The organism is Streptomyces sp. NPDC126499 (genome assembly GCF_040302485.1).
Lineage (GTDB): Bacteria > Actinomycetota > Actinomycetes > Streptomycetales > Streptomycetaceae > Streptomyces.
In genome coordinates this window covers 312,551-336,202 of sequence record NZ_JBEOUO010000004.1, presented here as the reverse complement: position 1 = coordinate 336,202, position 23,652 = coordinate 312,551, and the positions used below count along the sequence as shown (strand labels likewise).

Genomic DNA, 23,652 nt, shown 5'->3' with positions numbered 1-23,652 from the left:
CAGCACCGGGTCCGGTCACCAGTGGGACGGACTACTTGATCCATTCCTCCCAGGACATGTTCCAGCCGTTGAGTCCGTTGTCCGGCTGGATCTGCTTGTCCTTGGAGTTCTTCACGATGATGACGTCGCCGATGAGCGAGCGGTCGTAGAACCAGGCCGCCGGCGTGGAGCTGTCGCCCGCGCCCCGCGTGTCGCGCAGACCGACGCAGCCGTGGCTGACGTTGGCCGAGCCGAACGTCGAGGCGGAGGCCCAGTAGTTGCCGTGCACGAAGGTGCCCGAGGTGGACAGGCGCATCGCGTGCGGCACGTCCTTGATGTCGTACTCGCCGCCGAAGCCGACGGTGGCCCCGTTCATGCGGGTCACCTTGTACTTCTCGCTGATGACCATCTGACCGTTGTACGTGGTCGTGGACGGCGCGCCCGCGGTGATCGGCAGGGTCTTGATGATCTTGCCGTCACGCTCGACCTTCATGGTCTTGGCGCTCGCGTCGACCGTGGAGACCTGGCGGCGGCCGATCGTGAAGGAGAAGGTCTTCTTCTGCTTGCCGTAGACGCCCGGACGGCCCTCGACCCCGTCCAGGTTGAGCTTGACGGTCACCTTGGTGCCCGCGGCCCAGTACTCCTTGGGACGGAAGTCCAGCCGGTCGTTGCCGAACCAGTGGCCCTCGACCTGCACGGCCGGCTCCGCCGTCACCGTGATGGCCTTCTCGACGGCCTCCGGGTTGGTGATGCCGCGGGTGAAGTTGATGGAGACCGGCATGCCGACGCCGACGGTCTGGCCGTTCTCCGGCGTGTAGTGGCCGATGAAGGTGTTCTTCGGGGTGAGGGTGGAGAAGGTGGTGTCCTTCGCCGACTCACGGCCCTCGGCGTCCTTGGCGATCGCGTGCACCTTGTACTGGGTGCTCGCGGCCAGGTGACCCAGCGGCTCCCAGGTGCTGCCGTCGGCGGAGATCTTTCCCTCCACCGTGTTGCCCTCGGTGTCGGAGACCGTCACCGTGGTCAGCTTGCCCTGCTGGGCCGTCACCTTCAGCGCGCCGCTGGTGGCGACCGAGTCGGCGCCGTCCTTCGGAGCGATCGTCACGACCGCCTGCGAGGCGGCGATCTCCTGCTTGCCGCCGCCGCCCGCGCCCTGGCCCCCCTTGTCGCCGCCCCCGGCGCCGCCGCCGCAGGCGGTCAGGGCGAGGAGCAGTGCTCCCGTCGCCAGCGCCCCCAGGCGGGTGCGGCGCCGCCGTCCGGCGTTGTCCCCGGATATCGGCTGCCCGTTCACTATGGTCTTCTCCCCTCGCACGACCCGGCACTGCCTGGGCCCCACCCCCGTGCGCATCCTCCCGCGCACACGGCGTTAGATAATCACACCGCCGGACACGAAAGTTCCACGCGAATGTCACCGTTCAGTCCCAGTTCGTGCGAGGTGCCCCCCGGGACCCGGCTCAGCGCAGCGCCGAGCCCGCCGTCCAGTCGGCCCAGTCCATGTTCCAGCCGCCGAGACCGTTGTCCGGAGCGACCTGCCGGTCCGCCGAGTTGACGACCTCCACCACGTCGCCGATGAGGGTCCGGTCGAAGAACCAGCCCGCCGGGGTGTCCGCACCGCCGCCCTTCACGTCGCGCAGACCCACGCAGCCGTGGCTGACGTTGGCCGAGCCGAACGTGGAGGGCGCCGCCCAGTAGTTGCCGTGCAGGAAGGTCCCCGACTCGGTCAGCCGCATCGCGTGCGGCACGTCCTTGATGTCGTACTCGCCGCCGAAGCCGACCGTCCGCCCGTCCATCCGCGTCACGTCGTACAGCTCCGTGACCACCATCTTCCCGTTGTACGTGGTGGTCTTCGGCGCCCCGGCCGTGATCGGCAGGGTGGTCAGCAGCTCGCCGTCCCTGCGGATCTCCATGGTGTGCTTCTCGGCGTCGACCAGCGAGACCTGCGAGCGGCCCACCGTGAAGCCGACCGTCTTGCGCTGGATCCCGTACACGCCGGGCGCGCCCTCGACGTCACGCAGGGCCAGGTCGACGGTGACCTTCGTGCCCGGTCGCCAGTACGCGGCGGGGCGGAAGTCGAGGCGCTCCTTGCCGAACCAGTGGCCGGCCACCTCCACCGGCGGGTCCGAGGTGACCCGGATGGCCCGCTCGACCGCCGCCCGGTTCTCGATCGGCCGGTTGAAGGAGAAGGAGACGATCATCCCAGTGCCGACCGTGGAACGGTTCTCCGGCTTGAAGTAGCCGATGAAACGGTGCTCGGGCACGACCGTGGTGAAGGTGGTGTGCCGGGCCGAGCGGCGGCCGTGCCCGTCGAGGGCGACCGCGTCCACGCTGTACTTCGCGGCGAGCGCGAGCCGGGTGCCGGCCCTCGGCCGCCAGCGCAGCCCGTCCGGGGAGATCTCCCCCGCCACCCGGGTCCGCTGCGCGTCCTCCACCTGGACCACCGTCACCCGCTCGAGCCGCCCGCTGTCGACCCGCACCTCCAGCGGCCCGTCGGCGGACACCCCGCGGCTGCCGTCCTCGGGGCTGATCCGGATGACGTCGCCGGGTGCCCGCGCCTTGCCGGGCAGGGTGAGGTCGATCCCGGGCGGCCCGTCACCGGTGCACGCCGCGAGACCCGAAAGGCCCGCCATCACCGCGGCCACCACCAGCAAAGCCCTCGCCCGCTTCAGTACAAGAGTCACGCTCAGCCCAACGACGGCCACCCTCCAGGGGAAACGTCCCCGCCTGGCATGTTGGGAGCACGGCCGTGCGGGCAGAACAGGGTGGAGGACCACGTGCGGGGAGCCGCGGCCGGGACGCCGCACCCTTCTTCCGTACGGAAGAGAGCCGCGGGAGGCCACAACGTGTCGAGCGCAGCCGAGCAGAAGGCCGTACGGGAGGACGCCCCGGCGCCGAAGGGACCGGGCCCGGTGGTGTGGCCAGGGGCGCCGACACCGCTCGGCGCCCGGTGCCGGGTCGGGCCGGACGGCGTCGCGGGCACCAACTTCGCGCTGTGGGCGGGCGGGGCGGAGGCCGTCGAACTGTGCCTGTTCGACGCGGCGGGCTCCGAGACCCGCCTGGCGCTGACCGAACTGACCCACGAGATCTGGCACGGCTTCGTGCCCGGCGTCGGCCCGGGGCAGCGCTACGGCTACCGCGTGCACGGCCGCTGGGACCCCTGGACCGGCGCCCGCTGGAACCCGGCGAAGCTGCTCCTGGACCCGTACGCGCGGGCCGTCGACGGCGACTACGCCCGCCACGGACTGCCGCCCGAGGTCTACGGGCACGTCCGCGACTGGCCGCAGCAGCACGTCGCCGACACCGTCCGCGACCAGCGGGACTCCGCCCCGTACGTCCCCAAGGGAGTCGTCGTCCAGGACGACGACGACTGGTCCGACGACCGCAGGCCCAAGACGCCGTGGCCCGACTCGGTCATCTACGAACTGCACGTCAAGGGCTTCACCGCGCTCCACCCGGGCGTCCCCGAGCACCTGCGCGGCACCTACGCGGGCCTCGCCCACCCGGCCGCCATCGACCATCTCGTACGGCTCGGGGTGACCGCGGTCGAACTGCTGCCCGTGCACCAGTTCGCCCACGAGGACCACCTGCTGCGACGGGGCCTGACCAACTACTGGGGCTACAACTCCATCGGCTACTTCGCCCCGCACGCCGGATACTCCTCCTCCGGCACCACCGGAGGGCAGGTCGGCGAGTTCAAGCGGATGGTGCGGGCCCTGCACGCGGCCGGCATCGAGGTCATCCTCGACGTCGTCTACAACCACACCGCGGAGGCCGGCGAGCTCGGCCCCACCCTGTCGCTCAAGGGCATCGACAACCGCGGCTACTACCGGCTCCAGTCCGACGCCCGCCGGTACGCCGACTACACCGGCTGCGGCAACACCCTGCACGTGGTGCAGCCGCAGGTGCTGCGGCTCATCACCGACTCCCTGCGCTACTGGGTGACCGAGATGGGCGTGGACGGCTTCCGCTTCGACCTGGCCGCGGCGCTCGCCCGCTCCTTCCACGACGTCGACATGCTCTCGCCGTTCCTCGCCGTCATCGCCCAGGACCCGGTGCTGCGCCGGGTCAAGCTGATCGCCGAGCCGTGGGACGTGGGCAACGGCGGCTACCAGGTGGGCGCCTTCCCGCCGCTGTGGACCGAGTGGAACGACCGCTACCGGGACGCCGTACGGGACTTCTGGCGCGGGGCGCTGCCCGACGTGCGCGAGATGGGCTACCGGCTGTCCGGCTCCAGCGACCTGTACGCGTGGGGCGGGCGGCGCCCGTACGCCTCCGTCAACTTCGTCACCGCCCACGACGGCTTCACCCTGCGCGACCTGGTCAGCTACGAGCACAAGCACAACGAGGACAACGGCGAGGGCAACCGGGACGGCACCGACGACAACCGGTCCTGGAACTGCGGCGCCGAGGGCGAGACCGACGACCCCGAGGTGCGGGGGCTGCGCCTGCGCCAGCTGCGCAACCTGCTCACCACGCTGCTGCTGTCGACCGGGGTGCCGATGCTGGTCGCCGGCGACGAGATGGGCCGCACCCAGGGCGGCAACAACAACGCCTACTGCCAGGACAACGAGATCAGCTGGCTGGACTGGACGCTGCCCGAGGACCCGGGCCGCGCCCAGCTCCTCGCGCTCACCCGCCGGCTGCTCGCCCTGCGCCACCGGCACCCCGTGCTGCGCCGCCGCGCCTTCTTCTCGGGCCGGCCGCAGCGCGCGGACGGGCTGCGGGACCTGGCCTGGTTCACGGCGCAGGGCACCGAGATGACCGAGGGCGACTGGTACGCGCCGGCCGCGACCCTGGGCCTGTACCTCTCGGGCCGCGACATCCCGGGCCGCGACGCCCGTGGCGACCAGGTCACCGACGACAGCTTCCTCGCGGTGCTGCACGCCGACCACCGCCCGGTCGACTACGTCCTGCCGGGCCCGCCGTGGGCGGAGTCGTACGAACTGGTCCTCGACACCTCCCGGGAGGACCAGTCCCGCGCCCCGGGGACGGTGCACCGGGGCGGGGAGACGCTGAGGGTGGCGGGGAGGTCGGTGGTGCTGCTGCGGGTGCGCGGGTGAGGGCCGGTCAGCGGCGGGAGGTGTACACGTAGCAGGCGTACGTGCCCTCGATGTCGACGTCCGGACCGGTGTAGGAGGAGCTGGAGCTCGCGGTGCCGTAGGTGTAGAACGTGTCGGCCGGACGGGCGCCCCGCACCCAGGCGCGCGGGGCCGCCGCGTACTTCGCCTCGCACCGGGCCTGCGCCTTCTTCTTGCCCACACCGGTCGGGTTGCCCTGGATGGTCTCCTTCACCTGGACCTGGCCGAAGACCCGCAGCTCCGCCGCCTTGCCGTCGCAGGGGGTGACCCGGACGAGCTCCAGGCTGCCGCCGAGGCCGGTGTCCGTGGAGCCGCAGTCGCCCGGCTCTGTCTTCGTGAGCGGGGTGAGGGCCTTCGCGGCGTCCTGGGCCTGCTTCGCGCCGGCGGGCGGTGCCGGGACGGCCGCCCTGCCGTGGTCGGACAGGCGGTACTCCGCCTTCAGCGAGGTCACGCCGATGAGGAGGCCGTCCCCGTGGAGGGTGCCGAGCACCGGGCCGAAGTCGGCGGTGGCGGCGGTCAGCCGTCCCTCCCCGTCGAGCACCACCGTCAGGGGCACCCGCGCGGTGCCCTTGTCGTCCGTCAGGGACGACCCGATCTGCGGCGGCAGCGCGGCCTCCGCGATCTGCGGCGGCAGGTCCACCCGGTAGGTACGGCTGCCGTCGGCGCCCTTGACCGGCTGCCGCGTCGGGTCGGCGAGCCGGACGACCTCGGCCAGCGTGCCGCCGTACGGGGCGGTCTCGCCCGCCCGGTGGAGGACGCCGTCGAAGAGGTCGACGGCCTCCATGGGCGCGGAGGAGGAGTAGCGCAGCCAGTCGCCCTGCCGGGTCCGGTAGGTGACGTCGTTGCCCGCGACGAGGTAGACCTCGGCGGAGGCGTCGGGCCGTCCGCCCAGTTCGGCGGTGGCGTCCGCGGGGAAGCGGCGCGGGACCTCCAGGACGCGTTCGGCGTGGGCGGTGTCCTGGGCGTAGTCCTGGGTGCCGGTCGTGCGGTCGACCGCGGTGCCGTGGGCGGAGCCGTAGCTGAGCGTCCAGGTGAAGGACGACGAACCGGCCGCCGTGGTGGCCCTGCTCGCCGCGGACAGCTGGTCGTCGAGCCGCACCTCGTAGACGGGCGTCGCCACCGGCTTCGGCGCCTTCGCCTCCCCGCCGTCGTCCCGGCCGCCGCCGGACTGGCAGGCCGCGAGGCCCGTGAGCAGCAGCGGCAGCAGGGCCGCCGTGGCGCGGCGGCGCCGCTTGTGGTCGTGCATGGTCCCCACCCTTGTCTCTCCGCACCAGGTGCCGATGGGCGGCGATCCTACGGGGCGGGCACGGCGGGGGCTCGCGGCAGGTCAGGTGGTGCGGCCGAGGATGCCCCGCTCGTAGGCGACGGCGACGGCGGCCGCCCGGTCCTTGGCGCCCAGCTTGGCGTAGATGTGGGTGAGATGGGTCTTGACGGTGGCCTCGCTGATGAAGAGCTCGGCGGCGATGGCGCGGTTGGAGGTGCCCTTGGCGACGAGTTCGATGACCTCGCGCTCGCGTGCGGAGAGGGACTCGTCGGCGGGTGCCGCCGGGGTGCGGACCCGGGTGAGGAGCCGGCCGGCGACGGCCGGGGAGAGGACGGTGCGGCCCTCGGCGGCGGCGCGGACGGCGGCGAAGAGCTCCTCGCGGGGCGCGTCCTTGAGGAGGTAGCCGGTGGCGCCCGCCTCGATGGCGGGGAGGGTGTCGGTGTCCGTGTCGTACGTGGTGAGGACGAGGACCCGGGCGCGGGCGCCGTCGCGGGTGAGCGCGGCGATGGCGTCGACGCCGCCGCCCCCGGGCATCCGCAGGTCCATCAGGACGACGTCCGGGTCGAGGGCGCGGACGAGGGCGACGCCCTGGACGCCGTCGGCGGCCTCGCCGAGGACACGGAAGCCGGGGTCGGCCTCGAACATGCCGCGCAGGCCGTCGCGGACGACGGGATGGTCGTCGACGATCACCAGGGTGACGGTCGGGGCGGTCGGCGAGGTGGGGGTGCTCGGGGCGGGCTCAGTCATGGCGGGCCAACGGTACGCGAGCGCTGATCGCGGTGCCATGCCCCGGCTCGCTCTCCAAGGCGAGGGCGCCGGCGAGGCGTTCGGCGCGGGCGCGCATGCCGGCGAGGCCGAAACCGCCGTCGCGGCCGCGGGCGGGCACGGCGGCGGGGTCGAAGCCGCGGCCGTCGTCCCGTACGTCGAGGGTGATCTCGTCGCCCATGTAGGAGAGGGTGACGCCGGCGCGGGTGGCACCGGAGTGGCGTTCGGCGTTGGCGAGGGCCTCCTGGGCGATCCGCAGCAGGCTGGCGGCGATCTCGTCGTGGAGCGGGAGCTCGGTGCCGGTGACGGTGAACCGGGCGGCGATGCCGGTGCGTTCGGACCAGGCGGCGACGGTCTTCGCCAGCGCCTCGGGCAGGGCGTCGTGCTCCAGGGCGACCGGGCTGAGGTTCTGCACGGAGCGGCGGGCCTCGCCGAGGCTCTGCCGGGCGAGGGCGGCGGCACGGCGCAGGTGCGTGTCGGCGACGGCCGGGTCGGAGGTGGCGGTGACCGCCTGGAGCTGGGCGATGACGCCGGTCAGGCCCTGGGCGATGGTGTCGTGGATCTCGGCGGCGAGCCTGCGCCGTTCGTCGGCGACGCCCGCCTCTCGGGCCTGGACGAGGAGCTGCGCCTGGAGGGCGGCGTTCTCGGCGAGGGCCTGCTCCAGGCGGGCGTTGGCGCGGGCCAGGGCGGTGGTCTTCTCGGCCTCCTTCGTGCCGAGGTGGGAGAGTCCGACGGCGAGACCGGCGTTGAGGACGAACAGGGCGGCGAAGGCGACCCACTGGAGGGTGGAGCGGGGCGGCAGTCCGCCGGCCTGGGATCCGGCCAGGGTGAGGGCGACGGCGAGGAGTCCGGCGCGGGCGAGGACGGGCCGGGGCGGCAGCAGGTGGACGGCGTCGAAGTAGCCGACGCAGGCGAAGACCGCGAAGAAGGGGTTGACCCAGGTGAGGGCGAACGCGAGGGCGGTACGGAGGAGGAAGTAGGCGACGGAGGCGGGCCCGGGGGCACCGGGGATGAGGACCACCGGCTCGGAGGCGCCGGCCGGGTCGGCGCCGTCGACGGACGGGGACGGGTACGGGGACGGGGACGGGGACGGCTGCGGGGACGGGGACGGCTGCGGGGACGGGAACGGCTGCGTCAGGCTCCGGAGGGCACGGTTCTGGTGGACGGTCCACCAGAGCTGGAGGGCCAGGACGGCGGCGCCCAGGACACCGGCCGCGGCCTTGCGGGGACCGTCCATCACCTCGTCCGCCGAGACCACGGCGAGGACGGCGGCGACGGCGAGGAGCCCGTACGGCCCCCAGCGGAAGATCTGCCGCCAGCGTTCCTCGACCGTCGTCGTGCGCGCGGTCACCGCCGCCACCCCCGTGTCCTTCACTTCCCGTCCCCCTCACTCCCAGCGGAACCAGCGAACGGCCACCCCGGTGAGCAGGACCGCCCACAGGGCCGTCACCCCGAGGGCGGACGCGTCGGGCCAGGCTCCGCCCGCGGCCGCGTCGAGGGCCCGGGAGGCGGCGCCGTACGGGCTGAACTCGACGATGCGGCGCAGCGTATCGGGCATGACCTGCACCGGGACCCACACGCCCGCCGTGAACATGGCCGGGAAGTAGACGGCGGTACCGACCGCGGTGGCGACCTTCTGGGTGCGGGAGACCGCGCAGACCGCCGCGCCGAGCGCGAGACCGCCGGCGGTGGCGAGGAGCAGGGCGAGCAGATAGGCCGGTACGTTGCCGGGCAGGGCGACGCCGTAGGCGAGCCGGCCGGTGACGACGACCAGCAGGGCGGACAGCAGCGCGCCGGCCCCGTGCAGGGTGAGCTGCGCGCCGAGGAGCGCGCCGGGGCGGACCGGGGTGGTGGACAGCCGGCGCAGGATGCCGCGTTCGCGGTACCCGGCCAGGACCGGCGGCATGGCCTGGATGCCGGCCGTGATCAGGGCCAGGAGGACGGAGACGGGGACGTAGAGGTCGATCACCCGGCGTCCGCCGAGATCGGCGGACGGCTCGCGGAAGGAGGGCACCAGCCCGAGGATCACCAGGAGCAGGGCGGGAAAGACCAGCACCCAGAACAGGGTTCCGGGTTCCCGCAGCATGAGGCGGGTCTCGGTGCGCAGCAGGGCGCGGAGGGCGGTGCCGGGGACGGCGGTGGAGGTGGGGGCGGTGGTCACTGGTCGGCTCCGGTCAGGTCGAGGTAGGCGTCGTCGAGGGTGGCGTCGGTGACGCGCAGGCCGTGGGCGGTGACGGCCCTGCGGGCGAGGAGCCGGACGAAGGCGCCGACGGTGGCCTCGGTGCCGGTGAGGACGGTGCGGCCGTCGCTGGTGTGCACTCCGGCGGCGCCGGGCAGGTCGAGCAGGTCGGCGCGGTCGAGGGGGGTGCCGGCGTCGAAGGAGACGAGGGTGGCGGCGCTGCTGCGGCCGATGAGCCCGGCCGGGGTGTCGAGCGCGGTGACCCGGCCCCGGTCGATGACCGCGAGGCGGTCGCAGAGCCGCTGGGCCTCCTCCATGAAGTGGGTGACGAGGAGGACGGTCACCCCGCCGTCCCGGATCGACTCGACGAGGGCCCAGGTGTCGCGGCGGGCGCGCGGGTCGAGGCCGGTGGTGAGCTCGTCGAGGACGACGGCGCGCGGGTCGCCGACGAGGGCGAGGGCGATCGACAGCCGCTGCTTGCGGCCGCCGGAGAGCTTGGCGTAACGGGTGTCCAACTGGTCGTCCAGCCCCAGGCGTTCGGCCAGGGCGCGCCAGTCGGCGGGGCGTTCGTGGAAGGAGGCGTACAGTTCGAGCGCCTCGCGGACGGTGAGCTTGGCCTGGAGCCGGCTCTGCTGGAGCTGGACGCCGAGGAGGCGGGTGACCTCGGTGTGCCGGGCGACGGGGTCGAGTCCGGCGACCCGTACGGTGCCGGCGTCGGGGACGCGGAGCCCGGCGACGCTCTCGACGGTGGTGGTCTTTCCGGCGCCGTTGGGGCCGAGGATGCCGAAGATCTCACCCTCCTCGACCGTGAAGGTGACGCCGTCGACGGCCTTGCGCTCGCCGTAGGCCTTGTGCAGGTCCTGAACCTCGATCATGGGCATGGCTCAAGGCTCGCCGGGGGCGGGCGGCGGCGGTATCGGCCATCGCGCTCGAAGCCGGATCATCCGATCGGTTGACGGGGCCTACGACTGTGTGAGGGCCGGGGACGGGCGCGGCGGCCGGCCTTCGGCGCCGTGGCCGACGGGCGCGGGCGGCTGACCTTCGGCGCCATGGCCAACGGGCGCGGGCAGCCGGCCTCGGGACGGGCGTGGGGGTCTTCGGCCGGCCGGGCCGCCCCGCCCCCCGTGAGCGGCGCGCTCGCGGGGGTCAGGGGTCACAGGCCCTGGAGGAGGGCCGGGTCGTGGGGGTCGAGGGCGCGGCCGGTGGTGAGTTCCTTGGTGTAGAGCTCCTCGCCGAGGGCTTCCCGTACGGCGGCGGAGATGCGGTCGACGTCACCGCTCTCCGTACGGGGCAGGGGGCGGCCGACGGACGCGCGGGCGGCGGTGGCGGCGCCGAGGAGGCGGGCGGCGTGGGCGTGCCGGCCCGTCAGGGCGCACGTGCCGGCCAGGCCCTCCAGGGCGAGGGCGAGGGCGCGGGGGTCGCCGGTCTCGCGGGCGGCGGCGTAGCCGGCGAGGTGGTGGGCGCGGGCGGTGGCGGCGTCGCCGCGCTGTTCGGCGACGAAGCCGAGCTCGGCCATGACGAGGGCGGTGCCGAGGTCTCCGTAGACGGAGCGGAGCCAGTCGAGCCACTTGGTGAGGTGGGCCTCGGCGTCGTCCAGGCGGCCCTCGCGGCGGGCGACGAGGGCGAGGCCGGTCTCGGCGAACTGCTCGCCGCGCTTGTGGGCCTGTTCGGCGGCGAGGCGCAGCCCGTGCTCGTGGAAGCGGCGGGCCTCGGCGTGGTCGCCGGTGAGCAGGGCGATGCGGCCGAGCCCGGACCACTTGTAGGAGGCGTCGGTCCACAGGCCGAGCTCCTCGGCCATGCGCAGCCCGTCGCGGTGCATGCGGGTGGCCTCGGCGTAGTCCTCGTGGATCTCGGCGAGCTGGGCGAGCAGGTCGCCCGCCCTCAACTGTCCCCACCGGTCGCCGATGTCGCGGAAGAGGGCGAGGCCGGCGCCGGCGTCGCGGGAGGCGGCGGCGAAGTCGCCCCGGATGAGGGCGTGTCCGGCGCGGACGGTGAGGGCGGCCGCGCGGCCCCACGGGTCGCCGAGTTCCTCGAAGGCGGCGAGCGCGGTGGTGGCCCGCTCGTGGTTGGAGGCGAGGTCGCCGGAGCCGTACAGGGTGAAGGAGAGCAGCCACAGGGCGTGGGCCCGGCCGCAGGGGTCGGTGATGCGGTCGACGAGGGGGAGGGCGGCGGCGGCCCGGGCGGGGCCCTCGGCGTCGCCGGAGTGGAGGGCGAGGGCCGCGCGGCGGACGGTGGCGTCGGCGTGGTGGGCGCGGCAGACGGCGGAGTCGTCGGCGGGCACGGACAGGGCCTGGTCGAAGGAGCGCAGGGCCTCGCCGAGCCGGCCGCGCAGGAACCAGTACCAGGACTGGGCGATGACCAGGCGCAGGGCGTCGTCGGCGGCGCCGGTGCGGACGCAGGTCTCCAGGGCGGCGCGGAGGTTGCCGGCCTCGGTGTCGAGGCGTTCGAGCCAGACGCGCTGGTCGCGGCCACGCAGGTGCGGGGCGGCGGTCTCGGCGAGCGCCAGGTGGTGGCGGGCGTGCCGGCGGCGTACCTCGGTGGTCTCGCCGGCGTCGTCGAGGCGTTCGAGGCCGTAGGCGGCGACGGATTCGAGGAGCCGGTAGCGGACGCCCGCCGGGGTGTCGGCGGCGACGACGAGGGACCGGTCGACCAGGCGGGCGAGGAGGTCGAGGACCTCGGTGGCGGGGAGGGCGCCGTCGGCGCAGACCGCTTCGGCGGCGTCCAGGGTGCAGCCGTCGGCGTGGACGGCGAGGCGGCGCAGGACGGTCTGCTCGCCGGCGGTGAGGAGTTCCCAGCTCCAGTCGATGACCGCGCGGAGGGTGCGCTGGCGGGCCGGGGCGTCGCGGCGGCCGGCGGCGAGGACGCGGAAGCGGTCGTCGAGGCGGGCGGCGAGTGCGCGGGCGCCGAGGGTGCGGACCCGGGTGGCGGCCAGTTCGAGGGCGAGCGGGATGCCGTCGAGGCGGCGGCAGACGGCGGCGACGGCCTCGGCGTTGTCGGCGGTGAGGGCGAAGCCGGGGTCGGCGGCCCGGGCGCGGGCGACGAACAGCCGGACGGCCTCGGCCCGGCCGAGGTGGTCGGGCCCGGTGGCGGCGGCGTCGGGCAGGGCGAGGGGGCCGACGGGGCGGAGGATCTCGCCGGCGATGCCGAGGGGTTCCTGGCTGGTGGCGAGGACCCGCAGGTGGGGGGCGCGGGCGAGAAGGGTGCCGGTGAGTTCGGCGACGGCGTCCACCACGTGCTCGCAGTTGTCCAGGAGCAGCAGGGCGCGTTTGGCGTGGAGGGCGGTGGCGAGCCGTTCGGCCGGGGTGTCGGGGCGGTCGTCGGCGCCGTCCGGGGTGGTGTCGTCGCGCATGCCGAGGGCGGCGGCGACGACGTGGGCGGTGGCGGACACGTCGCCGGAGGTGTCGGGGCGGGCGGCCGGGCCGGTGAGTTCGACGAGCCACGCGCCGTCGGGGAAGGCGTCGGCGGCCTGGGCGGCCGCTTCGAGGGCGAGGCGGGTCTTGCCGACGCCGCCGGGTCCCGTGAGGGTGACGAGCCGGCCGTGGGGGCCGGTGGTGTCGGTGAGGAGGGTCCGCAGGGCCGTCAGATCGTCGGCACGGCCGACGAGTTCGGTGAGCGGGACGGGCAGGTTGCCGCGCCGACGCGGGGCATCGGTTTCGGGGGCGACGGCCGGCGGCGGGGTGGCGGTGCCGGTAGCGACGGTCGCGGGCGGGGTGGCGGTGCCGGTAGCGACGGACGCGGCAGGAGTGGCGGCCCCGGTAGCGACGGACGCGGCAGGGGTGGCCGGGGCGTCGATGCCGGCCCCGGGCAGGGGGACGGCCCCGGTAGCGACGGACGCGGCAGGGGTGGCCGGGGCGTCGATGCCGGCCCCGGGCGGGGTGGCGGCCCCGGCGGTGACCGCCGCGGGCGGGGTGACGGCCCCCGACGCGGTGACCGGCCCGGACAGGGGGACGGCCCCCGGCGGGGTGGCGGGGGCGGCGAGGGACGGGTCCTGTCGGAGGATCGCCTGGTGGAGGGCGGTGAGTTCGGCGCCCGGGTCGAGGCCGAGCTCGTCGCGCAGGCGGGCGCGGAGGCGGGCGTAACCGTCGAGGGCGTCGTTCTGGCGGCCGGCGCGGTAGAGGGCGCGCAGGTGGAGGGCGTGGAGGCGTTCGCGCAGCGGGTGGGCGGCGACCAGGCCGGCGAGTTCGTCGGCGAGCAGGTGGTGTTCGCCGAGGGCCAGGCGGGCGGCGGCCTGCTCCTCCAGGGCGGAGACGCGCTGTTCCTCGAGGTGCTGGGCGGCAGGGCGGGCGAAGGGCTCGTTCTCGAACTCGGTGTAGGCGGGACCGCGCCACAGGGCGAGGGCGTCGGTGAGCAGCGCGACCTTGGCGTGGAGGTCCGGGGTGGCGCGGGCCCGGCCCGTCAGGAAGGCGAAGCGGCCGGCGTCGACGGCGTCGGGGGCGACGTCCAGGAGATAGCCGGGCGCGCGGGAGACGACGAGGGCCCGTCCGCCGGGCTCCGCCTGCTCCAGGGTGCGGCGCAGGTGCCAGACCTTGGTCTGGAGGGCCGCCGCGGGCTTGCCGGGAAGGTCCTCGCCCCACAGGTCGTCGAGGAGCCGGTCCGTGGAGACGGGCCGGCCGACGTGTATGAGGAGGTCGGCGAGAAGGGCGCGGACCTTGGGTTCCCCCAGGCGGACCGGTGTGCCGTCCGTGGTCCGCACCTCGAGAAGACCCAGTACCCCGAAGCGCATGGCCGCACAGTAGCCCAGCCGCGGGACGGCGGGGGGCGGTGGACGGGCGGGGCCGTGAGAGCCCGTGAGCGCGCGGGACGGCGTCCGTGAGCCGGCCGTGAGGGTGCCGAGAGAGGCGGGGGCCAGTGTGTTCCCGAAGCCGCCGCGAGGAAACGGACGGCGGCACGGCACGCAGTGACTCCTGGACGCCCGCGGCCCCCGAGGGGAGTCACGGACCGCCGGAGATCCGGACATCACGCACGAGGAATCGAGGAACCCATGTCGCGCGCATCCCGTAACAACCGACCGAGCCGGACCAAGGACGTCGGGTCGCAGGATCCGGCGGCCCGCACCGGCCGGGCTCCCGACCCAGCCCCGGACCCGGCCCCCGACCCGCGCCGCTGGCCGGCGCTCACCCTGCTGGTCGCCGCGTTCTTCATGGTGATCGTCGACTCGCAGATCGTCATGCTCGCGCTGCCCGCCATCGAGTCGGAGCTCGGCTTCGCGGCCGGCGGCGTCCAGTGGGTGATGAGCGCCTACCTGCTGAGCTTCGGCGGTTTGTTGATGTTCGGCGGGCGCACCGCCGACCTGCTCGGCGGGCGCAGGATGTTCCTCTTCGGCACGGCCCTCTTCGGCATCGCCTCGGTGCTGTGCGGTCTGGCGTGGACGGACGAGGTCCTCATCACCGCCCGTGTCGTCCAGGGTGTGGCGGCCGCCGTCATGACGCCGACCGCCATGGCCGTCCTCATGCACACCTTCGCCGAGGGCCCGGAGCGCAACAAGGCGCTGGGCATCTGGACCGGCATCGGCGCCTTCGGCGCCACCGCCGCCCTCCTCATCGGTGGCCCGATCACCGACGGCCTGGGCTGGGAGTGGATCTTCTACATCAACGTCCCGGTCGTCGCCGCGGTCCTGGTCTTCGGCCCGCGTCTGCTGAAGGAGACCCCGGTCCGTCCGGGCCGCCGCCGCTTCGACCCGGCCGGTGCCCTCACCGTCACGGCCGCCGTCGCGCTCCTGGTGTACGCGGTCTCCGAGGCCCCGGTCGTCGGCTGGGGAAGCGGTCAGACCATCTGGATGCTGATCGCTTCCGCGGTCCTCCTGGTCGTCTTCACCCTCATCGAGAGCACGTCGCAGGCCCCGCTGGTCCCGCTGCGGATCTTCCGCTCCCCCACGGTCGTCGGCGGCAACATCCTGATGATCATCGTCGCCATGGCGGTCTACGGCGGTGCGCTCATCACCTCGCTCTACGCCCAGCAGGTGCTCGGCTACAGCGCCGTCAAGTTCGGTCTGAGCACCGCGATCTACGCTCTGATGTCGATCATCGGCGCGAACGTCAGCGCCCGGCTCGTCGCCAAGGTCGGCTACAAGCCGATCGCGGTCGTCGGCATGACCCTGCTCTCCGCCGGGCTGCTCCTGCTCACGCAGATCGACCCGAACGGCGGCTACTGGAGCGACCTGTTCTTCGGCCTGGTCGTCTTCGGCTCCGGTATCGGCTCCACCAACGTGGCCGCGTCGATCGCCTCGCTGACGGGCGCGAAGCCGGAGGAGTCCGGTCTGGTCTCCGGCATCAACAACGCGGTCTTCCAGATCGGTGCCGCGCTCGGCATCGCCATCGCCTCCTCGGTGGCCTTCGCCCACACCACCGGTACGGACGCCGCCGGCCTCAACGACGGCTTCCGGGCCGGGTTCCTCGCCACGGCCGTCTTCGCTCTGGTCGGCCTGGTCACCGCGCTGCTCCTGCTGCTGAGCCGCAAGCCGGCCCAGCCGCCGGTCGCCGCCGGTGACGGCGCCTCCACCGAGGCGCCCAAGGCGCACGTGCCGGCCGGTCACTGAGCCCCGCGGGCTCGGCCCCGTACCGCCGCGCACCACCGGTCCGCGTCCGTCACGCACCACCGGTCCGCGTCCGTCACGTACCACCGGTCCGCGTCCGTCACGCACCACCCACAGGGGTGGCCCGAGCTCCGTCCGGGCTGCCCCTGCGCCGTTCCCCGGCCCGCCCGCTCTCCCCCGTCAGGAGGACCACATGCCGTCGGTCGTACGTCTCCCCGCCCGTCCCGGCCCGGCCGGGAACCGCGCCGCGACCGGCCGCCGGGACAGCGCCGGGAACGGCGCCCGCGCCGGCGGACGGACCCGCTGGTGGGCCCTGCTCGTGGTGCTCGCCGCGGTGTTCATGACGACGCTCGACTTCTTCATCGTGAACGCGGTGGCGCCGGCGACCCGGCGCGACCTGGACGCGGGGCGGACCGCCCTGCAGGCGGTGCTCGTCGGGTACGGCCTCGCGTACGCCATCGGCCTCGTCACCGCGGGACGGGTGGGCGACCTGTACGGGCCGCGGCGGGTGTTCGTGGTGGGACTCGCGCTGTTCACGGGCGCCTCGGCGGCGTGCGGGCTGGCGACCGGGCCGGGGTTCCTCGTGGCGGCGCGGATCGCGCAGGGCCTGGCCGCCGCGCTGATGGCGCCTCAGGTCCTCGCGCTGATCGGCCGCATGTTCCCCGGGGCCGACCGGGCGCGGGCCTTCGCCTGGTACGGGGCGACCGTGGGCGTCGCCGGCACCGGCGGGCAGACCGTGGGCGGGCTGGTGCTGGCGGCGGACCCGGGCGGGCTCGGGTGGCGGGCCTGTTTCCTCGTCAACGTGCCGCTCGGGCTGCTGGCGCTGGCGCTGGTGCGGTTGCTGCCGGCGGACGGGCCGGGTTCCGGTACGCCGGGCGGCCGCGGCGCGTTACGGCGGGGGCTCGACCCGCTCGGGACGGTGCTGTCCGCGACCGGGCTCGTGGCGCTGGTGCTGCCGCTGGTCGTCGGCCGCGAGTCCGGGTGGCCGGCCTGGACGTGGGTGAGCCTCGGCCTGTCCCTGCCGCTCCTCGCCGGGTTCGCCGCGCACCAGCGGCGCCGGATCACGGCGGGGCGCAGCCCCTTGCTGGACCCGGTGGTCTTCCGGGACCCCGGCTTCACCCGGGGCGTGGTCTGCGTGGCCCTGCTGTTCGGAGGGTCGGCGGGACTGACGTTCGTGCTGTCCGTCTTCCTCCAGGAGGGCCGGGGCGTGTCCCCGGTGACGGCGGGCGTGGTCGGTGTCGCGCTCAACGCCTCCTTCTTCGCGGCGTCCACGCAGACGGGCCGGCTCACCGGCCGGCTCGGCAACCGGATCGCCGTCCTCGGCGGGACGGTCCTCGCGGCGGGCTTCGCGCTGATCGGCTGGTCCGCCGCCGCCGTCGGCGCCACGGGGCTGCCCGTGGGGCTGGTCGCCGGTCTCGCCGTGACGGGCGCCGGCATGGGGCTCCTCATGGCCCCGCTGACGGCGGCCGCGCTGGCGGGCGTGCGGGCGCGCCTGACCGGCATGGCCGCCGGTGTCCTCGGCACCGCGCAGGAGACGGCGGGCGTCCTCGGCATCGCCCTGACGGGGCTCGTCTTCTTCCACCGCCTCTCCCCCGACGGCGCCGGAGCCCCGGGCGCGGGCGCGCCGGCCTGGCTGGACGCCTTCCGCGCGGTGATGACCGTCCTGGCCGTCGCGGCCCTCGCGATAGCCGCGATCACCGCTGCCGCGACCCGCCGCCGCACGGTTCCGGGCGCCACGCGGACCGGCCCTGTGGGCCCGCCGACGGCGCCCACGGCCCCGGGTGACGGCCCGGCAGCGATGAGCGCGCCGACCCCGGCCGCGGCCCCGGATGACGGTCCGACGGCGATGAGCGCGCCGACCCCGGCCGCGGCCCCGGGTGACGGTCCGACAGCGATGAGCACGCCGCACCGCGGACCGGCCGCCCCGCCCGGCGACGGTACGAGCCCGGCAAGCGCACCCCGCCTCCTCGTACCGGCGACCCCGCCCGGCGACGGTACGAACCCGGCAAGCGCACCCGGCCTTGTACCGGCCGCCCCACCCGGCGGCGGAACGGATCGGGAGCCGCCGGCCCGTCCCGTACCGGCCGCTGCGGACGCGAAACCCGCCGCCGGTAGCCACGCGCAGCCGCCGCGTGCGCCCGTACCGGCCCCGGCGGCAGGCGGCGGAGCGGAATCGGAGGCACCGCCCCGCCCCGTACCGGCCGTCGCGGTGTCGTCGTCGCCGGGGTCGGTCAGACGACGCCCTGGGCGAGCATCGCGTCGGCGACGCGTTCGAATCCGGCGATATTGGCGCCCACGACGTAGTCTCCGGGGGCCCCGTAGCGCTCCGCGGTCGCGCGGACGGTCTCGTGGATGTCGCGCATGATGCCCGCGAGGCGGGTCTCGACCTGCTCGAAGGTCCAGGACTCGCGGGCCGCGTTCTGCCGCATCTCCAGGGCGCTGGTCGCCACTCCGCCCGCGTTGGCGGCCTTGCCCGGGCCGAAGAGGACGCCGGCCTCGCGCAGGACGCGGACGGCCTCGGGGGTGGTGGGCATGTTGGCGCCCTCGGAGACCGCCTTGACGCCGTTGCGGACCAGGGTCCGGGCGGCGTCGGCGTCCAGCTCGTTCTGGGTGGCCGAGGGGAGGGCGACGTCGGCGGGGACGTCCCAGACGCTGCCGCCCGCCACGTACCGGGCCGAGGCCCCCCGGCGCTCCGCGTAGTCGCTGACGCGGCCGCGCTCGTGCTCCTTGACCTGCTTGAGCAGCGCGAGGTCGATGCCCTTCTCGTCGACGACGTAGCCGCCGGAGTCGGAGGCGGTGAGCACGTGCGCGCCGAGCGCCTGCGCCTTCTCGATCGAGTAGAGGGCGACGTTGCCGGAGCCGGAGACGGTGACCTGGCGGCCCTCCAGGTCCTCGCCCCGGGTCCGCAGCATCTCCAGGGCGAAGAGGACGTTGCCGTATCCGGTGGCCTCGGCGCGGACCAGGGAGCCGCCCCAGCCGATGCCCTTGCCGGTGAGGACGCCGGCCTCCCAGCGGTTGGTGATGCGCCGGTACTGGCCGAAGAGGTAGCCGATCTCGCGGCCGCCGACGCCGATGTCTCCGGCGGGGACGTCGGTGTGCTCGCCGAGGTGGCGGTACAGCTCGGTCATGAAGGACTGGCAGAAGCGCATGACCTCGGCGTCGGAGCGGCCGTGCGGGTCGAAGTCGCTGCCGCCCTTGCCGCCGCCGATGCCCAGGCCGGTGAGCGCGTTCTTGAAGATCTGCTCGAAGCCGAGGAACTTCACGGTGCCGAGGCCGACCGTCGGGTGGAAGCGCAGGCCGCCCTTGTAGGGGCCGAGCGCGCTGTTGAACTCGACGCGGAAGCCCCGGTTGACCTGGACGCGGCCGGCGTCGTCCTGCCACGGCACGCGGAAGATCAGCTGCCGCTCGGGCTCCACGAGCCGCTCCAGGACCCGGGCCTCGAGGAGTTCGGGGCGCGCGGTGAGCACCGGTTCCAGGGACTCCAGGACCTCGCCGAGTGCCTGGTGGAACTCGGGTTCGCCCGGGTTGCGCCGCAGGACCTCCGCGTGGAGGGGGCGGAGCAGGGCCGGCATGTCCCGGTGAACGGGCTGGGTGGAGAGCGCGGTCATCTGGTTCTTCCTGTTCGGTGGGACGGTGCGGGTCCCCGGGCGGTGCGATGTGCCTCGTACCCCGTGCACCCCCGGAGAGGGACGTGGTACGGACGGTACAAGGGCCGTGTGCGCGGCACGGAAAGCGGGTGAGGTCCCAGCACCTCACGCGGGCACCCGCCCGCCCCCGCCCCCGGCTCACCCACTCCCCCGTGTCTCCCGAGTCCCCCGGCTCCCCCAGGGCGGTCTCCCGTGGCCGGAAAACCACATGAGCGATGTCAGGGGTGAACCCTAGGCTCGAACCTGATGCCCTCAGAACCCGCCGCCCCCGCCCCTGTCCCCGTCCCCGTCCCCGTCCCCGCCGAGGCTCCCCGGGCCCGCCGCTCGGCCGTGCGCACGCTGCTGCGCCTGTGGCCCTACGTCCGGCCCGTGCGCGTACGCCTGTTCACGGCCGCGTTCGTCGCGATCGTCGCCTCCTGCCTGTCACTCGTCATCCCCCTCGTCCTGAAGTGGCTGGTCGACGGCCCGGTCACGGACGGCGACACCACCGGGGTGTGGCTCGGCGCGCTGTACCTGCTGCTGCTCGGCATCGCCGAGGCGGCCCTCTTCGGCTTCCGGCGGTGGCTGGTGGCCCGGCCGCTCGCCGGTGTCGAGGCGCGCATGCGGGCGGCCCTCTACGCACGGCTGCAGCGGCTGCCGATCGCCTTCCACGACCGGTGGGCATCGGGCCAGCTCCTGTCGCGCGGCACCACCGACCTGATGCTGGTCCGGATGTTCCTGGCCTTCCCGTTGACCTTCCTGCTGGTCAACGGCGTGACGATCCTGGCCGGTTACGCGGTGCTGCTCGCCCAGGACTGGACGCTCGGGCTCGTCCTGCTGCTGCCCGTGGTGCCGATGGTCGTGCTCTGCTCGGTCTTCGAGCGGCGGTACGCGGTGGTGGCGCGGCGCGCGCAGGACCAGGTGGGCGATCTGACGACGGTGGTCGAGGAGAGCGTGCTCGGCATCCGGATCGTCAAGGGCTTCGGCCGCCACCGCAGCCAGGCCGAGGCCTTCCGGACCCTGGCCGAGCTGCTGCGCACCACGGAGCTGGGCAAGGCCCGGCTGCTCGCGGGGATCTGGGCGCTCATCACGCTGCTGCCGGAACTGGCGGTGGGCGCGGCCCTGGTGGTCGGCACGGTGCAGGTGGCGGACGGGCAGCTCTCGGCGGGCACCCTGGTGGCGTTCCTGTCGACGGCGCTGGCGCTGCGCTGGCCGGTGGAGTCGATCGGCTTCCTGCTGGCGATGAGCCAGGAGGCGGCGACGGCGACGGAGCGGTACTTCGAGGTGATGGACGCGGCGGAGGAGTCGGAGACGGGGACGCGGACGGCGTCCGGGCGGGCCGGGCGTGCCGCGGCCGGCTCCGGCGGCGACGGCGACGGCGCCCTCGACGGGGTGCGGTTCGAGAACGTCACCTTCCGCTACCCGGACGCGCCGGAGGACGCCCCGCCGGTCCTGGACGGGATCGATCTGCACATCCGGCCCGGCGAGACGCTGGCGCTCGTCGGCGCGACCGGTTCCGGCAAGACGACCCTCACCGCCCTCGTACCACGGCTGCACGAGCCGACCGGCGGGCGGATCCTGCTCGACGGCGAGGACATCACCCTGATGCCGAGGGACCGGCTGCGGTCGCTGGTGTCGGTGGCGTTCGAGGAACCGACCCTGTTCTCGGCGAGCGTCGGCGAGAACGTCCTGATGGGGGCCGGGCCGGACGCCGCCGGGCCGGAGCTGCGGCGCGCGCTGGCCGTCGCCCAGGCCGACGACTTCGTGGACCGGCTCCCCGAGGGCGCCGCGACCGAGGTCGGCGAGCAGGGCCTGAGCCTCTCGGGCGGTCAGCGGCAGCGGCTCGCCCTGGCCCGGGCGGTCGTCGGCCGGCCCCGCTTCCTGGTCCTGGACGACCCGCTGTCGGCCCTCGACGTCCACACCGAGGCCCGCGTCGAGGCGGCGCTGCGCGAGGTGCTGCGCGACACCACCGCCCTGGTGGTCGCGCACCGCCCCTCCACGGTGCTGCTCGCCGACCGGGTCGCCCTGCTGTCGGCCGGCCGTGTCACCGCCGTCGGCACCCACCACGAACTGCTGCGCACCAGCGCCGAGTACGCCTGGCTGATGTCGGGCGAGCGGCACGAGGAGGCGACGACCCGATGACGGACGCGCACACGGAAACGGGAAGGGAAACGGGGACGGGGACCGGGATGGGTACGGGGAAGGGCCCCGGGTCCCTCCGCGAGCCAGGCCCCCGGCCCGAACCCGGCCCCAGCCCGCAGCCCGACCCCGGGCCCGGCCCGCAGCCGAGCCCGCCACCCGGCCCGCAGCCGAGCCCGCCCGCCCCCGAGCCAGGCCCCGCCTCCGACGGCGACCGCCCCGGCCCCGCCTCCGCCGGTGACCCCTTCGACCAGGACGACCTGCCCGTCGCGCCCGGCGCCACCGGGCGGCTGCTGCGGTCGCTGCTCGCGGCGCACCGGGCGCGCGTGGTGGTGGCCGCGCTGGTGCTGCTGGTGCAGCAGGCCGCGCTCCAGGCGGGGCCGTTGCTCGTGGCGTACGCGATCGACCGCGCCGTGCCGGCGTTCCGGGACGGGGACCGGGGGCCGGTGGTCGCCGTGGCGCTCGGGTACCTGGCGTGCGCGGTGGCCGGCGGGCTGCTGCAGTACGCGTTCGTCCGGATCGCCGCCCGGGTCAACCAGGACGTGCTGCTCGACCTGCGCGGGCGGATCTTCCGGCACGCGCAGGCCCTCAGTGTCGACTTCCACGAGCGCTACACCTCGGGCCGGCTGATCTCCCGCTCCACCACCGACGTGGAGTCGCTGCGCGAGCTGCTGTCCGAGGGGCTCCAGGAACTCGTCGGCGTCGTCCTGTCCTTCGTGACGATCTCGGCGATGCTGCTCTGGCTGGACCTGGGCATCGGCGCGGTCGCCGTGGCCTCCTTCGGACCGCTGTACCTCCTCGTACGGCTCTACCGGCGCCGCTCCGCCCTGGTCTTCGCGGCGCGCTCCACCGCCATCGCCTCGGTGATCGTGAAGTTCGCGGAGACGATGAACGGCATCCGGCCGGTCCGGGCGTTCCGCCGGGAGCGGGCCAACGACGCCGAGTTCGCCGCCCTGAACCACCGGCACGAACGCAGCAACGGGGACGCGCTCCTGGAGATGGCCCGCTATGTCGTCGGTTCGCGGCTCGTCGCGAACACGGCGGTGGCCGGCATGTGCCTGTGGGGTGCGTGGCGGGTCGCGGAGGGGACGCTGGAGCTGGGTGTGCTGGCGGCGGCCGTGCTGTACGTGCGGCGGCTCTACGACCCGATCGACCGGCTCGGGATGTTCCTCAACTCGTACGAGTCGGCGGCGGCCTCGCTGGCCAAGATCGCGGGCCTGCTGGCCCAGGAGCCGGGCGTCCCGGAGGCGGCGGCGCCGCGCGAGCTGCCCCCGCCGCGCACGGGCAGGCCGGGCCGGGAGGTCGTCTTCGAGGGGGTGCGGTTCGCGTACCGGACCGGTGGTGAGGTGCTGCCGCGCTTCGACCTGACGATCCCGGCCGGTCAGACGGTCGCCGTGGTGGGCGCGACGGGTGCGGGCAAGTCGACGCTGGCGAAGCTGCTCGCCCGCTTCTACGACCCGACAGAGGGCCGGGTGCTGCTCGACGGGGTCGACCTGCGTGATCTGTCGACGCCCGAACTGCGGCGGGGTGTGGTGATGGTGACGCAGGAGGCGTTCCTGTTCTCGGGGACGGTCGCGGACAACATCGCGATCGGCCGCCCGGACGCGACCCACGCGGAGATCGAGCAGGCCGCGAAGGCGATCGGCGCGCACGATTTCATCGCGGGCCTCCCGGACGGCTACGACACGGACGTCCGCAAGCGGGGCGGCCGGATCTCGGCGGGGCAGCGGCAGTTGGTCGCCTTCGCGCGGGCGCTGCTGGCGGATCCGGCGGTGCTGATCCTGGACGAGGCGACGAGTTCGCTGGACGTACCGGGCGAGCGGGCGGTGCAGCGGGCGATGGACACGGTGCTGGCGGGCCGTACGGCGGTGGTGATCGCGCACCGGCTGTCCACGGTGGAGGTCGCCGACCGGGTGCTGGTGATGGAGGCGGGCCGGGTGGTCGAGGACGGTTCGCCGGCCGAACTGGTGGGCGGTGAGGGCCGGTACGCGGGTCTGCACCGGGCCTGGCGGGACAGTCTGGTGGGCTGACCCGGACCAGCCTCGACGGACGTCCGTATGCCGGTCCTTCCGGGTCGGCATACGGACGTTTTCGTG

General features: G+C 74.6%; 13 protein-coding genes and 1 pseudogene. 5 read left to right on the top strand and 9 right to left on the bottom strand.

Going from position 1 to position 23,652, the window contains the following annotated elements; translation table 11 throughout:
* Window positions 1-31 precede the first annotated feature (31 nt).
* A complete protein-coding gene (locus ABTZ91_RS08185; protein WP_352076304.1) occupies window positions 32-1,267 on the bottom strand; it encodes an Ig-like domain-containing protein in 1,236 nt (411 codons plus the stop codon).
* A 163-nt stretch (window positions 1,268-1,430) separates the two neighbouring features.
* Window positions 1,431-2,654: an Ig-like domain-containing protein gene (locus ABTZ91_RS08180; protein ID WP_352076303.1), complete on the bottom strand. Its 1,224-nt coding sequence runs from the start codon at window positions 2,652-2,654 to the stop codon at window positions 1,431-1,433.
* 162 nt (window positions 2,655-2,816) lie between these two features.
* Here ABTZ91_RS08180 and glgX point away from each other — a divergent pair, with 162 nt between their 5' ends.
* A complete protein-coding gene (gene glgX, locus ABTZ91_RS08175) occupies window positions 2,817-5,033 on the top strand; it encodes a glycogen debranching protein GlgX (RefSeq protein ID WP_352076302.1) in 2,217 nt (738 codons plus the stop codon).
* A 7-nt stretch (window positions 5,034-5,040) separates the two neighbouring features.
* On the opposite strand, the gene ABTZ91_RS08170 is transcribed toward glgX, so the two are convergent.
* The 6 genes from ABTZ91_RS08170 to ABTZ91_RS08145 form a co-directional block, all read right to left on the bottom strand.
* A complete protein-coding gene (locus ABTZ91_RS08170; protein WP_352076301.1) occupies window positions 5,041-6,297 on the bottom strand; it encodes a hypothetical protein in 1,257 nt (418 codons plus the stop codon).
* 81 nt (window positions 6,298-6,378) lie between these two features.
* Window positions 6,379-7,062: a response regulator transcription factor gene (locus ABTZ91_RS08165; protein ID WP_352076300.1), complete on the bottom strand. Its 684-nt coding sequence runs from the start codon at window positions 7,060-7,062 to the stop codon at window positions 6,379-6,381.
* The gene (locus tag ABTZ91_RS08160; RefSeq protein ID WP_352076299.1) at window positions 7,055-8,455 is read right to left on the bottom strand and encodes a sensor histidine kinase; all 1,401 of its coding nucleotides are present in this window, start codon (window positions 8,453-8,455) and stop codon (window positions 7,055-7,057) included. Before ABTZ91_RS08160 ends, ABTZ91_RS08165 begins: the two co-directional genes overlap by 8 nt.
* 12 nt (window positions 8,456-8,467) lie before the next feature.
* Window positions 8,468-9,241: an ABC transporter permease gene (locus tag ABTZ91_RS08155; protein WP_352076298.1), complete on the bottom strand. Its 774-nt coding sequence runs from the start codon at window positions 9,239-9,241 to the stop codon at window positions 8,468-8,470.
* Window positions 9,238-10,140 carry an ABC transporter ATP-binding protein gene (locus ABTZ91_RS08150; protein WP_352076297.1) on the bottom strand — a complete coding sequence of 301 codons (903 nt, stop codon included), beginning with the start codon at window positions 10,138-10,140 and terminating at the stop codon, window positions 9,238-9,240. The genes ABTZ91_RS08155 and ABTZ91_RS08150 overlap by 4 nt, the downstream gene beginning before the upstream one ends.
* A gap of 272 nt (window positions 10,141-10,412) precedes the next feature.
* Entirely contained in the window at window positions 10,413-13,982 is a 3,570-nt protein-coding gene (locus ABTZ91_RS08145; RefSeq protein ID WP_352076296.1) for a BTAD domain-containing putative transcriptional regulator, read from the bottom strand.
* A gap of 258 nt (window positions 13,983-14,240) precedes the next feature.
* Here ABTZ91_RS08145 and ABTZ91_RS08140 point away from each other — a divergent pair, with 258 nt between their 5' ends.
* The gene (locus ABTZ91_RS08140; protein WP_352076295.1) at window positions 14,241-15,794 is read left to right on the top strand and encodes an MFS transporter; all 1,554 of its coding nucleotides are present in this window, start codon (window positions 14,241-14,243) and stop codon (window positions 15,792-15,794) included.
* Window positions 15,795-15,984: 190 nt separating this feature from the next.
* Window positions 15,985-17,331 (top strand): annotated as a pseudogene (locus ABTZ91_RS08135) (MFS transporter); the annotation flags it as partial.
* A gap of 691 nt (window positions 17,332-18,022) precedes the next feature.
* On the opposite strand, the gene gdhA reads toward ABTZ91_RS08135, so the two are convergent.
* Window positions 18,023-19,363: an NADP-specific glutamate dehydrogenase gene (gene gdhA, locus ABTZ91_RS08130; protein ID WP_352076398.1), complete on the bottom strand. Its 1,341-nt coding sequence runs from the start codon at window positions 19,361-19,363 to the stop codon at window positions 18,023-18,025.
* Between the two features lie 321 nt (window positions 19,364-19,684).
* Between gdhA and ABTZ91_RS08125 the strand changes: the two genes are divergently transcribed.
* Both ABTZ91_RS08125 and ABTZ91_RS08120 read left to right on the top strand, forming a co-directional pair.
* Entirely contained in the window at window positions 19,685-21,559 is a 1,875-nt protein-coding gene (locus tag ABTZ91_RS08125; RefSeq protein WP_352076294.1) for an ABC transporter ATP-binding protein, read from the top strand.
* Between the two features lie 47 nt (window positions 21,560-21,606).
* On the top strand, window positions 21,607-23,586 hold the full coding sequence (locus tag ABTZ91_RS08120) for an ABC transporter ATP-binding protein (RefSeq protein ID WP_352076293.1): 1,980 nt from the start codon (window positions 21,607-21,609) through the stop codon (window positions 23,584-23,586).
* Window positions 23,587-23,652: the final 66 nt, after the last annotated feature.